Source organism: Virgifigura deserti, assembly GCA_003576685.1.
GTDB classification, from domain to species: Bacteria; Pseudomonadota; Alphaproteobacteria; order Dongiales; family Dongiaceae; genus Virgifigura; species Virgifigura deserti.
In genome coordinates, this window is record QOZR01000010.1 from 123,472 (window position 1) to 135,855 (window position 12,384).

The 12,384-nt window shown below is 64.7% G+C and carries 13 protein-coding genes; 1 reads left to right on the plus strand and 12 read right to left on the minus strand.

The genetic code is table 11. From position 1 onward, the window contains the following. Positions 1–155 precede the first annotated feature (155 nt). The 12 genes from DT069_RS17565 to DT069_RS17620 all read right to left on the minus strand — a co-directional run bounded on the left by DT069_RS17565 (position 156) and on the right by DT069_RS17620 (position 11,201). On the minus strand, positions 156–902 hold the full coding sequence (locus DT069_RS17565; RefSeq protein WP_119461618.1) for an ABC transporter ATP-binding protein: 747 nt from the start codon (positions 900–902) through the stop codon (positions 156–158). A gap of 8 nt (positions 903–910) precedes the next feature. Further along, positions 911–1,789 carry an ABC transporter permease gene (locus DT069_RS17570; protein ID WP_119461619.1) on the minus strand — a complete coding sequence of 293 codons (879 nt, stop codon included), beginning with the start codon at positions 1,787–1,789 and terminating at the stop codon, positions 911–913. 86 nt (positions 1,790–1,875) lie between these two features. Further along, complete coding sequence (locus tag DT069_RS17575; protein WP_119461620.1) at positions 1,876–2,772, minus strand: class I SAM-dependent methyltransferase; 897 nt, start codon at positions 2,770–2,772, stop codon at positions 1,876–1,878. Positions 2,773–2,946: 174 nt separating this feature from the next. Further along, positions 2,947–3,327, minus strand: coding sequence for a c-type cytochrome (locus DT069_RS17580; RefSeq protein WP_119461621.1), 381 nt, complete (start codon positions 3,325–3,327; stop codon positions 2,947–2,949). Between the two features lie 193 nt (positions 3,328–3,520). Next, positions 3,521–4,492, minus strand: coding sequence for a prolyl aminopeptidase (gene pip, locus DT069_RS17585; protein ID WP_119461622.1), 972 nt, complete (start codon positions 4,490–4,492; stop codon positions 3,521–3,523). After that, the gene (gene folP, locus DT069_RS17590; protein WP_425450339.1) at positions 4,489–5,637 is read right to left on the minus strand and encodes a dihydropteroate synthase; all 1,149 of its coding nucleotides are present in this window, start codon (positions 5,635–5,637) and stop codon (positions 4,489–4,491) included. Before folP ends, pip begins: the two co-directional genes overlap by 4 nt. After that, complete coding sequence (locus tag DT069_RS17595) at positions 5,634–6,050, minus strand: SRPBCC family protein (RefSeq protein WP_162913259.1); 417 nt, start codon at positions 6,048–6,050, stop codon at positions 5,634–5,636. The genes folP and DT069_RS17595 overlap by 4 nt, the downstream gene beginning before the upstream one ends. 97 nt (positions 6,051–6,147) lie before the next feature. After that, positions 6,148–6,969, minus strand: coding sequence for a formylmethanofuran dehydrogenase subunit C (locus tag DT069_RS17600; RefSeq protein ID WP_119461625.1), 822 nt, complete (start codon positions 6,967–6,969; stop codon positions 6,148–6,150). Beyond that, the gene (gene fhcD, locus DT069_RS17605; RefSeq protein ID WP_119461626.1) at positions 6,966–7,862 is read right to left on the minus strand and encodes a formylmethanofuran--tetrahydromethanopterin N-formyltransferase; all 897 of its coding nucleotides are present in this window, start codon (positions 7,860–7,862) and stop codon (positions 6,966–6,968) included. The genes DT069_RS17600 and fhcD overlap by 4 nt, the downstream gene beginning before the upstream one ends. Continuing rightward, the gene (locus DT069_RS17610) at positions 7,859–9,529 is read right to left on the minus strand and encodes a formylmethanofuran dehydrogenase subunit A (protein WP_119461627.1); all 1,671 of its coding nucleotides are present in this window, start codon (positions 9,527–9,529) and stop codon (positions 7,859–7,861) included. The genes fhcD and DT069_RS17610 overlap by 4 nt, the downstream gene beginning before the upstream one ends. Continuing rightward, on the minus strand, positions 9,529–10,812 hold the full coding sequence (locus DT069_RS17615) for a formylmethanofuran dehydrogenase subunit B (RefSeq protein ID WP_119461628.1): 1,284 nt from the start codon (positions 10,810–10,812) through the stop codon (positions 9,529–9,531). Before DT069_RS17615 ends, DT069_RS17610 begins: the two co-directional genes overlap by 1 nt. A gap of 11 nt (positions 10,813–10,823) precedes the next feature. Then, entirely contained in the window at positions 10,824–11,201 is a 378-nt protein-coding gene (locus DT069_RS17620; RefSeq protein ID WP_119461629.1) for a 4a-hydroxytetrahydrobiopterin dehydratase, read from the minus strand. 106 nt (positions 11,202–11,307) lie between these two features. On the opposite strand from DT069_RS17620, the gene DT069_RS17625 reads away from it, so the two are divergent. After that, the gene (locus DT069_RS17625) at positions 11,308–12,312 is read left to right on the plus strand and encodes a beta-ribofuranosylaminobenzene 5'-phosphate synthase family protein (RefSeq protein WP_119461728.1); all 1,005 of its coding nucleotides are present in this window, start codon (positions 11,308–11,310) and stop codon (positions 12,310–12,312) included. Positions 12,313–12,384 lie beyond the last annotated feature (72 nt).

Here is a 12,384-nt window from a genome sequence, read left to right on the forward strand (position 1 = left end):
GCGGTTTTACGGGAACTCGACCTGCTCAATTGGATCCGCTCCTTGAAGTGCCTACAGTCGAGGTGCTCCGGCGGAAGTTGAAAATGTCAGTTCATCACAACGCGATTGGCCGTAGAGGTGTTCGGGAAGCGCATGTTGAATCCGGGCGAAACAACTTAGGAAGCCTTTCGATAAGCGGGCATTATCTCGCTGACGGGACCGAATGCCGCGACCTTGCCTTGATCAAGCAACACCACTTTGTTGCAAGTCCGCTCGATCAGCGATGCATTATGCGATGCCAGGACTAAGATACCGGATCGCTCCACCAATTCGTTCATCCGCTTCGATGCCTTCTCCGTAAAGCTGGCATCGCCGGCACCGATCCACTCATCCATCAGAAGAATGTCCGGTTCGACAGCAGTTGCCACAGCGAAGGCCAAACGCATGCGCATGCCCGTCGAATAGGTATGCAGCGGCAGATTCAGATGATTGCCGAGCTCCGTGAACGCCGCGATCTCAGCTGTCCGCTGCCGGATTTCCTCAGGCGTCATTCCCATGGCCAGTCCGCGTAGATAAATGTTCTCGTAACCCGTTGCCTCCTGGTCGATGCCTAACCGGATGTTGAGCATCGAAGTGACATGGCCATCAACTCGCAACGTCCCGGAGGTCGGCTCGTAAATCCCGGCCAATACCCGAAGCAAGGTTGTCTTGCCAGCTCCATTCGAGCCGATGAGGCCCACGCGGTCACCCTTCTCGAACTGCAGAGAAATCCGATGCAGCGCTCTGATGACGATACGATCTTTGGAGTCTCGGCCAATTCGATTTCCGCTGCCGATCCGGAGCAAGCTCTGCTTCAGCGACCGCCCCCGCAGGCCATAGAGGGGAAAATCGACGCTGACCTTCTTTAGGTGGAGGGAAACCATCAGCACTCTCAGAGCCAATAAGGGACACGACCTCGAAACCGCACGAACATGGGCCAGGTTACGCTCCACCCGACGATCGTGACGGCGAGGGCGAGCATCCATGTCGCAGCGCTCGGCACATAGCCAAGCAGCGGCCCGCGTAGAACTTCGACGAAATAAGTGAATGGATTAAACAGGGCCAGATGCGAGCGTGTTCCGAGTTGATCCGGCATCCAGAGGATAGGCGTCACAAAGAATGCGAGCCGCATCAGGCTGCTCACGATTGGGGGGATGTCCCGGAACCGAGCGCAGAGAATGCCAACCAGGAGCATGACCCAGACGGCGTTCGCCAGAACCAGAAGAAGGCCCGGCACAACCAACAGGCCTTCAAGACCGCACCATATTCCGAGCAATAGGGCGACGCCGACATAGACGAGCATGTTATGTGCAGCGATTACGAGATGCCGCCAAGTAAGCTGCCATACAAATAAGGAAAGTGGCGACCGGACGCTCTTGATCCACGCTTCTGCCGAGATGAACACCTTGCAGCCATCGGAAACAAGGCCGTTGATAAGCTGCCAGCTGATAAAACCTAAAGTGAGATGCGGCACGTATTCTCGGTACGACTTCCCCATCAGCTGGCCATAGAGAAGGCCGAGGGTGCAGACGAGGATCGCCAGGGAGAGCGTCAGCCAGAATGGGCCCAGGATGGACCGCCGGTAGCGCTGCCGAATGTCCTGTAGGCCCAATGTCCCCCACAGCCGCCACATAAGACAACCTTCAATCAGGTCCCGTGCGGCAAGCCGACTAGCTGACGGCTGAACTGACTCATCCTTTATCTTCGCCCCGGTTTCATCCGCCGGTTTGACGTCCGGAACAGGAGGGCTTTGGATTACCTTGTCGACCATTCCCACGCGAACTGACCTCAACTTGCTATAAGGGTGGCCCGAATGGTTGGCGCGTACACTGGCGTGCGCCGAAAAGTCCGGGGCAGCTAGCGGAGAATCATCCCAATGCCGCCACGCGTGTTCCTATCAACGCCCAGGATATCGTGAACATAGGTGTGAAATATCTCCAACCCTTGCGGCGCGCGGCTTTCACGCTGGATATGTTCGACCTCAAATCCCGCCCGTTTCGCGACCATTGCCAGGCTGTCTTCGGTGAAATACCAAAGATGATCACCGGTGATCACGCGCCATTCCCGTCCGTCTCGCAGGAATTCCAGAGACATCAGATTCGGTACGGTTAGAGCCAGAGCGCCACTTCGCCCAAAGCGGGGTTTTGCAAGAATGTTGCGACGGATCGCCGATAGAAAGCCGACCGGATCCTCGACATGTTCCAGAACGGAGTTCATGGTGGCCACGTCGGTTCGCTGCTCCAGCGGTTCGGCTGTCACGTCATGGTAGCGAACCTGCAGGCCCAGGGTGTCGCGGGCAAAGGTCAGAAATTCGTGATCGACCTCGACTCCTATCGAGCGAATCCCCTTGTGCTTGAGGGCGAGCATGGACAATCCGATCCCACACCCGATATCGACAACCGGCTCCTTCGGTTTCAGCATCGCCGCCATATCGGCGATCTTGCGATACTTCTCGTAAATCCTGGGAAGATCGGGTTTTAGATCCGGCGAAAAGAATCCCCGTTCAATGGATTTTGGCAGATAGCGCTTCTGTAGCCAGCCGGGTTCATATCTCGAGCTGGCGGGACGCGGGTTCAGGAAGACGATACCGCAGTCAGCGCATCTGCAGAGAACGCAGCGGTCGCGTCCGAGGAAGAAGGGATTAAAGCTCTTATCGCTGCAGAGCGGGCAACAGTCGAGAAATTGCCAGCCCCGCATGTCGGCCAGCGCTCGCAGTTCACTTGTCTTCAGCTCGGCCGGCTTCCAATGCGTCACAGAAAGTTTCCCGATGAACTCAGCTCATCAGTCCTGAAACGCGCCCTTCGGCGGAGTATGGTCAGAGAGGTGACACGATGTCCAGCATGAGCGATTGAGCCGATCCAAGAGCGGTCTTGGGGTGGCCCTTTACATCACGGGCCTACTCCTGCCGAGCGATCAGCGCCGCGCCGCCTACTGCGTCGCTTCCTTCAGATAGGCGATGATGTCCGCGCGGTCTTGCTCGTTCCGGAGGCCGGCAAACAGCATCCTGTTGCCGGGAATATATCCTTTCGGGTCGGCAAGATATTCGCTCACGGTTTGCTCGTCCCAGACGACATCGGCACTCTTCATCGCATCGGAATAGTTGAAGCCCTCGACGCTCCCTGCCTTGCGCCCGAACAGACCGGCTAGGGTGGGGCCGATCTTGTTCTGGCCCGGCTCGACGGAGTGGCAGGCTTGGCAGCGGGCGAACAACTTTTCGCCTTTCGCGGCGTCGCCCTGCGCCAGCGCCGGACCGCTCGACAGCGCCAGCAAAGCCATCGCCCCGCCGGCAAGCAGTTTCGATATCGTCATTGACTGCACCTCCCGAAGACCGTTTCGTGACCGGATATAAATGCGGCGGACCGGTCCCAGGTTCCCGGGGAACGTCGCCAGACTCCGACAATTGCCTGAGATCAGCGCGCGCCTGCGCCGCGGTCGACAGGCCAGTTCAGGATGTCATTCTATAAAGCCTGCCTGGCCTGTCGAGCGAATTGACGGCGCGCCATCAGGCCAACCCCCGGGCCAACCGTTGACCGAGTTCGTCGATGGCCGCCGTGAGGTTCCGGTGAATCTCGGGTTCGGCCATCGAATGACCGGCTGCCGTGATCAGGCGCAGGTCGCAGGTTTCCCAGCGGCGCGCCAGCGCATCGGCGGTGACGGGCGGGCAGAGCAGGTCATAGCGGCCCTGAACGATGATGCCGGGAATACCGCGGAGCCGGTCGGCGCCGGCCAGCAGCTCTCCCGGCCGCAGAAAGCAGTCGTGGCTGATATAGTGCCATTCGAGGAACGGCGTGTTCGGCGTGTCGCGAGTTCCGGCCGGCTTGTCGAGGGATTGCGGCAATGCGACCGAGCCCGGATTCAGCATGGACAGCGCGCGCTCGTAATCATGCCAGACGAAGGCGGCCGGGCGGTGAACGGCCGGATCCGGATGCATCAGCCGGGCGCCATAGGCCCGCAGCGGATCGCCACGCTCCGAGATCGGCAGCAAGTCGACGAAGTGGCGCCAGAAGTCCGGGTAGAAGGTTTGCGGGCCGCGGACGAACGCCCAGTCGGCCTCCTCGGCGCTGCCTAGAAACACGGCGCGCAGCGCTACCGCCGTAACCCGCTCCGGAAAAGCTTCGGCATAGGCCGTCGCCAGTAGCGCGCCCCAGGAGCCGCCGACCAGCATCCAGCGCTCGATGCTGAACTCCCGGCGGATCCGCTCCATGTCCGCGACGAGATGCTGCGTCGTGTTGCCGGCGAGACTGCGCTTCGGCGTGCTGCGGCCGGCGCCGCGCTGGTCGAAGAGGATGATTCGAAACCACGCCGGATCGAACAACCGGCGATGCGCGGGCTGACAGCCGCTGCCCGGCCCGCCATGCAGGAACAGTACCGGAATGCCGTCCGGATTGCCGGCCTGCTCGACATACAGCCTGTGATCTCCGTCGACGGCGAGCATGCGTGAATCGAATGGCGGACTCTCCGCGGTGACCGTCATTCTTCAAACCCGTGCAGCCGTTCCCAAAGCCTGAGGACCTGATGCGTTTCCGCCACGTCGTGGACGCGCAGGATCTGCACGCCCTGATCGAGACCGTGCATCGCCGCGCCGAGCGACGACGGGAGGCGCTGCTTCGGCGTCACGCGCCCGCTGACGGCGTCGCCGAGCCCCTTACGTGACGCGCCCAGGAGCAGCGGCACGCCCAGGCCGTGATAGAGAGCCAGCCCCCGCAGGACCGCGACGTTCTCGCGACCGCGCTTGCCGAAGCCGAGGCCGGGATCGGCAACCAAGCGGCGCCGGTCGATGCCGGCGGCGACGCAGGCCTCCAGCCGCGTCTCCAGCGCGTCGAACACGTCCAGGACCACGTCATCATAGGACGGGGCGATATTCATGGTGCGCGGCTCGCCCTGCATATGCATCAGCATGATCATCGCGCGGCTGTCCGCGGCGACAGCCATGCTCTCCGGGTCGCCGGTCAGGGCGGTGACGTCGTTGATGATATCGGCGCCGGCGGCCAGCGCGGCGCGCATGACCGCGGCGCGGCGCGTGTCGATGGAAATTCTCGCGCCGTGAAGCGCGTCGCGCTTGGCCGCCAATCCCTTGATCACCGGCAGCACGCGCGCGATTTCTTCCTGCGGCGCGACCGGTTCGGCGCCCGGTCGCGTGGACTCGCCGCCGATATCGAGAATATCGGCGCCCGCTTCCGCCAGGCATATGCCTTGCGCCACCGCTGCCGCCGGAGTCGTAAAGTCGCCGCCGTCGGAGAAACTGTCCGGCGTAACGTTGAGGATGCCCATCAGGCGCGGCCGGGAAGGGTCCCACCCGTCCGGTGCGGCCCGCGGCTCGGTGATCCGGGTCAACAAGGAGGCGATCCGCGCCTCCGCCGCGCCGCCGCATCGCGCCGCCCACCGCTCCAGATCGGCCAGCGTCGCGCCGATCCGGCTCGTCCGCCCCGGAGCCCGGATACAGACCTCGCAGCCGGTGAAGGCCAGCGGCCCGCCGGCGACGGACCGGCCGGTGCCGGCGGCGATCAGCGATGCCGCCGCCGGTCCGCTGACGAGCCCGATCGGTCGCAGATAGAGCCGTGCCGAGGCGGGAAGATCCTGCGGAAGCCACTCCGCCAAAGATGCGGAGCCGCCGCTCACGCGCCGAACATCGTCTTCAGATTGTCGAGGCCGGCTTTGTAGACTCCCTCCATCGTCCTCACCGCTTCGGGTTCGGGCAGCCCCGCCGGCTTGAATTCGCTGCTCCATTCGACCCTGCAACGTCCGCCATCGCCGGTGACCCGGAGCGTCGAGACGTAGTCCCGCACAGGAAGCGGACTCTCGAGAATGACGTAGGTCAGCGATTGCCCCTTCTCGTCGACGCTCTCCAGCCGTTCGCGGATCAGCCCGCCGCCTGCGAGATGCAGATCGCGCGTCGACCCTGCCGTCCCGCTATTCGCGTCGCACCGCTCGACGGCCGGATGCCATCGGTCGAACGCCGCAAAATCACCGACGACGGGCCACACTTCGTCGGCCGACGCGCCAACCTCCACAGACATCGAAAGCTTTGCCATCTTGTTTCCTCTCCGGGTTGAATCGCTTCCCATGGCGGCTTCTCGAGTCCGCCAGCACAGACGATCGTATCGCGAGGAGCGTCGTTCCTGAAAGTCTTCAGATCCTGCGGATCAGGATCTCGCCCATGCCGCCGGCCGCCAAGTCTCCGGCGAAGCGGCGGACCCGCGGCGGCATGGCCCAGAGCTCGGCGAGGCGGCTGGAGCGGTCGCCGACTGCCTGCGGCAGCAGCTTGAGGAAGCCGAGATCGTGCGCGCCGCAATCGGCGAAGGTCGGCGACGGGCGCTCGGGCGCGCTCGACAGGATCAGACTGCCCCGCTTCATCCCGAAGCCGGGATAGGGACCGACGGCCGCGCCCAGCACCGCCACGGTGCCGGCGATCATGCGCGAGCCGGCATGGCTGCCGACGCTGCCCTCGATCACCAGGATGCCGCGCCGCATCCGGTCGCCCGCCCGATGCCCGGCGTTGCCGCGGACGATCACCAGACCGCCGCGCATCCCCTTCGTCTCGCCGGGAACGGCGCCCGCGGTGAAGTCGCCGGCATCGCCGTCGATCTCGATGACGCCGCGATGCATCTCCGCCCCTGCCCAGGGACCGACGCCGCCGCGGACATGGATGCGGCCGCCGCGCAGGCCGAGGCCGACATAGGCTCCGGCATCGCCTTCGACGGTGATCGTTCCATCCGTCATGGCCCGGCCGATGAAATCCAGCTTGTCGCATGCGTTGCGGATGGAAAGATCGGCCGGATCGCCGATCGCGATGGCGAAGAGGTCACCGACCCGCAGCCGCTGATTGCCGCTGATCAGCTCGATCGCCGCGATCGCCGCCTCATCCAGGCCCGCGAGCCGGTCGGGGGTAAGCGGCGACAGATCGAGCCGTTGCCGCGGCGGGTCGCGCAAGGTCAAGGCAAGGCCGCTCATGCCATCAGCTCCCGCAGATGGAACAGGAACTTGCCCAGCTTGCCGCCGTAATTGCCGGCGGTGATCCGAAGCACGCCGTTGGCCGCGCCCAGTTCGCAGGCCGCCGTGATGCCGGCGCGCATCGCCGCGGCGATATCCTCGGCCGTCAAGCCGTCGATCACCACTTCGAGCACGGACTCGACCTCGGGCGGCAAGGCGGTCTCCGTCTGACCCTTCAGGGTTGGGCAATAGGCATTGTTGGTCGAGGCAATAAGCCCCTTGTACTTCGCGCCGATCTTCGAGCCGGAGCGGACCATGCCGCCGGGAAAGGGCAGGATGACGTTCGGAACCGTCCGGATCGCCGTCACGGCTTTCTCGGTCGCGGCGAGCGCCGCCGCGCGCGACGCCGCCAGGATCAGGAAGTTGCCGCCGCCGATTCCCTTGGCGGTGCCGACCGTGTGTTCGCAGACGAACTCGCCGTCCATTACCGGAATCCGCCAATAGCGCCGGTCGCCGAACTTCTTGGCGATCTGGAAGCCGTCGCCGAAATAGCGCAGCAGCGCGCCGAGCTTCAGCGGGTCGCCCCCGTCCATGCCCGAGAAGCAGGCCGAGCCGGCCGCGGTGAGAACGCACTGGCCGACCCGGTCGCCGACCTGCTTCTGCAGGTCCTTCGTCGACATGCTGAAGATCATGACCGAGACGCCCGGACGTCCGTCCGGCGTTTCCTCGGGTAGCAGCCGGCGCTCGATGCTCGCCTCGCAGCCGCAGGCGATGACGGAGGTGGCGAAGCCAGTCATGCTGTTGCCGGCGTTCCAGGCCCACTCGGCCGTGTCCGCGGTGATCACCAGCCGTGTTGCCTTCATCCCGAAGGCCTCGGCGAAGGTGTCTTCGATGGCGACGCCGTTGATGATCATGGCGTCGTCCGGCGGCAGGGGTGACGGACCAGGCGCGAGCGCCCCTCGTCCTCCATCTCGTCATCGGTGACTCGGAAGTTGCCGAGGCGCACCGTCTGGAACCGGTTGAAATAGTCCTCCAACGGCCCTTCGATCCCCTGGTCGAACTCCGGACGAACCACATGTGTGGCGCCCCAGACGATGTCGGTGACCTCGCCGTTGCGTGCGATCAGCCGGCCATCCTTGAAGACATAGTCGGGGCGCGCGAACATCGCCTCGCGATTCTCCCGTTCCGTATAGACGGTGATGTCGGCGACCGCGCCCACCCCCAAATGCCCGCGGTCGAGGAGGCCCAGGCTGCGGGCGGGAGCGGCGCGTGTGAGAATCGCGATCTCGTAGAGGCTGTATTCCCGTTCGATGCCGCCGAGCGTGCTTGCGGCCGCCGCATGCTTGTTGATCGTCTTCAGCATGTCCCTTCGGAAGCCGCGGTCCATCAAAAGCCGGATCAGATGCGGATAGACCGTGAACGGCGCCCCGTTCGGATGATCGGTGGTGAGGAACACCCGCCAGGGATCCTCGACCAACAGCAGAAGCTCCAGCCCGATGGCCCACTGCAGGGCGTTGACGAAATTTTCGTCGCGATAGCGAAACGGCACCACGCCGCAGCCGGCATCGCATTCGATATCCATGCACATCCACTTCTTGGGATGGGCGTGCCGGTGGTTGCGATACTGGATCATCGTGTCGCCGGAGGCCGTCACCGTCTGGCCGAAGATTATCTGGCCGATGTCGACGCTGACTGATGGTGTTCGATTGATGACCTCCGCAAGCTGCGCCGCCGCCGAGGAGAACTTGCGGTCGCCCTCCGTCCCATAACTGTGGAACTGAAGATGCGTCAGATGCAGCGGCAGTCCCTCGGCGGCGTCGATCGTCCCCACCGTCGTTTCCCAGTTTCCCGGAACGCCCAGATCGTTGCAGTGGAGGTGCACCGGATGGCAGATGCCGAGTTCGTTCACGGCCCGCGCCAGCGCGGCGACGATTCTGCGGGGCGTCACGCCGTAATGCGGGCTGGGCGTGTCGAGGCCGAGGTTGCGCGCGTTGAACTTGAAGGCGTTGATGCCGCCGGGATTGACGACCTTCAGCGCGACGGACTGCGTGGCCTGCAGCATCCAGCCGACATAGTCGTTTATTGCCTGCTGCTCGGCCCCGTTCGCTAGCATCCGCAGCAGGAAGTCGTCGCTGCCGAGCATGGCGTAGCAGCCCTTATCGATCATTGGCGTGTCGGCCAGCTCGGCATGCGCGTGGCGGGCGTTGGCGGGAACCATCGCCGGCTCGAAGGCGGCGGTATATCCCATCGCAGCGTATCGATAGCCGGTGACGAAGGTCGTCGGCGTATAGAGACCGCCGCCCGAGCGCCGGAGTCCATCCCCGGCATCGGCGTGCTTCCGATGGTCCTCGATCATCATCATGCGGGCGATGTTGATCTTCCCGCCGCCGATATGGCTGTGGATATCGATCGCGCCGGCCATGACGATCTTGCCGGTGATATCGACGGTCTCATCGATCGCCGCCCCGGGCCCCGGATCCGGAACGATCACGCCGTCCCGCAAATAGAGATCCGCGGCGTCGCCATTGCGTCCGTTCGCCGGATCGACGATCCGGCCGCCGGCGAGCTTGACGAGCGTCATCACGCCTCCTTCCGCGCGGCGAGGGCCGCGTCGATCTGCGATATCGCCGTGGCGACGCTCGGCAGGGGGCTGTCGCGGAGCGCGGCGAGCCGCAGCATGACGACGCTGTCCATTCGGAAAAGGGATCCCTTATGGTCCATGCCCGGCGTGCCGACGGGAATGAACACCGCGGGCGGGTTCGTCCATGTCGTGCCGGGCGTCGCGATGACTACGGTCGGAACGCCGCTCGCAACCGGCAGCGACGCTTCGCGGAAGGCGGAGATCCAGACCAACGCATCCGCCTCCCCGGTATCGAGCAGGCGCTGCGCCGAGAAGAGATGGAGATCATGCTCCGGGATGCCGCGGCCGAACCCGGTCCGCAGCGGGTATCCGCTCTGCCAGGTGCAGACCTGGTTCACGCCGATCAGGTTGTCGGTGCCGGTCAGCGGCAGCAGCGCGCAACGCGTCGTCCGGTTGAGGTCCTGCACCAGGGCGCTCAGCGCCTGCACCGTCAGTTCGGCGCCCGCAAAGGTCAAGTCCGCGGCTGCCCAAGCGATGACGCCGTAGCGCGCGGAGCGCAGGCGCTCGGCCAGCTCGCGCAGACCGGCGACGGGTATCCCGGCGACCTCGGAGGCGGCGAGCTGTTGTTCGTTCACCAGACAGCGCAACGCCGCCACCGCCTCGGGCAGCCGTTCGATCGCGCAGGGTAGCTCCAGGACCGGCGGGCCGGACTTCGCCGCACTCCCATCCGGCGCCGGCGGGCCGACCCGAACGATTTGCCGTACCAGCGGCGCATCGGAACTCAAGGTCTGTTCCGGCTCGACGCAGCGTTCGATGAACCGCGGGAAGGCTTCCTCCGGCCAGTGCCCGACGATGAGCAGAAGGTCCATGCGGTTGCGGACCTCGCTCAGCGTCGTCGTGATCCAACCCGAATCCTGAAGGATACGAAGATTTCGGAAGAGCGCGTCGGAGCCGGCATGGTCGACGACGCCGCCGATCCGGTCGGCCAACTGCATCACCGCGCGCATCCCGTCGACATCCGTTGCAAGGCCCGCGAACAGCGGCAGGCGGCTGTCCTGCAGCAGGTCGGCGGCGCGCGCGACCGCCGACGCAAGATCGGTGGCATTCCCGTCGATCTGCGGCTCGGCCTCGCGCTGCGGCCGCTCGAACTGCGCGCGGCTTCGCGCGCAGCCGGCCTCGCGAACGCTCAGCCGATCACCCTCGCGCTCGATCGCAAGATCGTCGCAGGCCAAGCCGCAGAACGGGCATACGACGTCGCGCCAAAGCGTCCGTTCGGCAGCCATCGTCGTGCCGCTTAGGAATCGTATTTGACGTAGGCGAAGCGCGGATCGGACGGAGGCGTGCCTTCGAGTGCGCCACCCTCCTTGCCGGGTTGCCACTGGATGACGTCCTCGATCTTCTTCGCGAGCTGGAAGTCCTTGTCCGTGATTCCCTTCGCCGCGTGATTCATCAGCCTGACCTCAACCCAGGCATAGGAGGCGGTGAGGTCCGGATGGTGCCAGGCGGCCTCGGCCAGATGCCCGACCGTGTTGATGACCATCAAGGTGCCTTTCCAGCTATTCGTCCTGTACTTTCGCCGGATCCAGCCCTTCTCGAGATGCCAGTGCGGCAACTCGGCCTTTAGTCGGCTCTCGATTTCCTCGTCGCTGTAGACCGTCTCTTTTTCGGCCATGGCGCCTGTCTCCCTGACTCGCTTCTCGCCGACAACCTGCTTGACATCGCGAAATCGAGTGTCCATTCACGATGAAATGATAGCGGCACCGCCCTATGCAGGCAACATGACCACAAACGCGGCCGGTGCGAAAGCGATCCGTCGACCGGTCGAGCGCGTGGCCGTCACCGTGCCGGCGCGACTCCATCTCGGCTTCCTCGATCTCAATGGCGGTCTCGGCCGCCGGTTCGGCAGCTTCGGGATCACGCTCGATTCGCCGCAGACGCGTCTCACCGTCGGCTGGAGCGATGCGCTCGCGGCCGAAGGGCCGGATGCGGGCCGTGCGCTTGCGCATCTCGAAAAGGTGACGCGGCATTTCGGCGTCGCCGACAAACTCCGACTCACGGTCGAGAGGGCGATCCCGAGTCATATCGGCCTCGGCTCCGGTACGCAGCTCGCCCTGGCGACCGGCGTCGCCGTTGCGCGGCTTCATGGTCTGGATGTGAAGACGCGGGCCATTGCCCATCTGCTCGACCGGGGAGCGCGCTCGAGCATCGGCATCGCGGCCTTCGAGCAGGGCGGCGTCATTCTCGACGGCGGCCGTGGCGACACGGACGAGCCGCCCCCTGTGCTCAGCCGGTTCGCCTTTCCGGAGCAGTGGCGAATTCTGCTGATCTTCGATCAAGCAAGTCACGGTGTCCATGGGCCGGCCGAGATCGAGGCCTTTCACCGCTTGCCGCCCTTTCCGGCGGAGGATGCGGCGCGCCTCTGCCGCATGGTGCTTATGATCGCCCTGCCGGCGCTCGCTGAGGAGGACCTGGACCGATTCGGCGGCGCGGTGGCCGAGCTGCAGCGAACGGTCGGCGACCATTTCGCCCCTGTGCAGGGCGCCCGGTTCATGAGCCCGGCCGTAGCCGACGTCCTCGCCTGGCTGGAAGCGCAGGGAATTTGCGGCGTCGGACAGAGTTCCTGGGGCCCGACCGGCTTCGCCATCATCCCGTCCGAGGCCGATGCCGAAACCTTGCTCGCAGCGGCGCGCCGGCGCTGGCCGGACGAATCGAACCTCGCCTTCCAGATCAGCCGCGGCCGGAACCGCGGGGGCGAGATCGAACTTGTACCGTCGACGGATTAGCCGATCACGCTGCGGCAAAATGCGGCGCGGCGCAACTCTCGAGACCGTCGTAAGATTCCAAGAACATTCGGG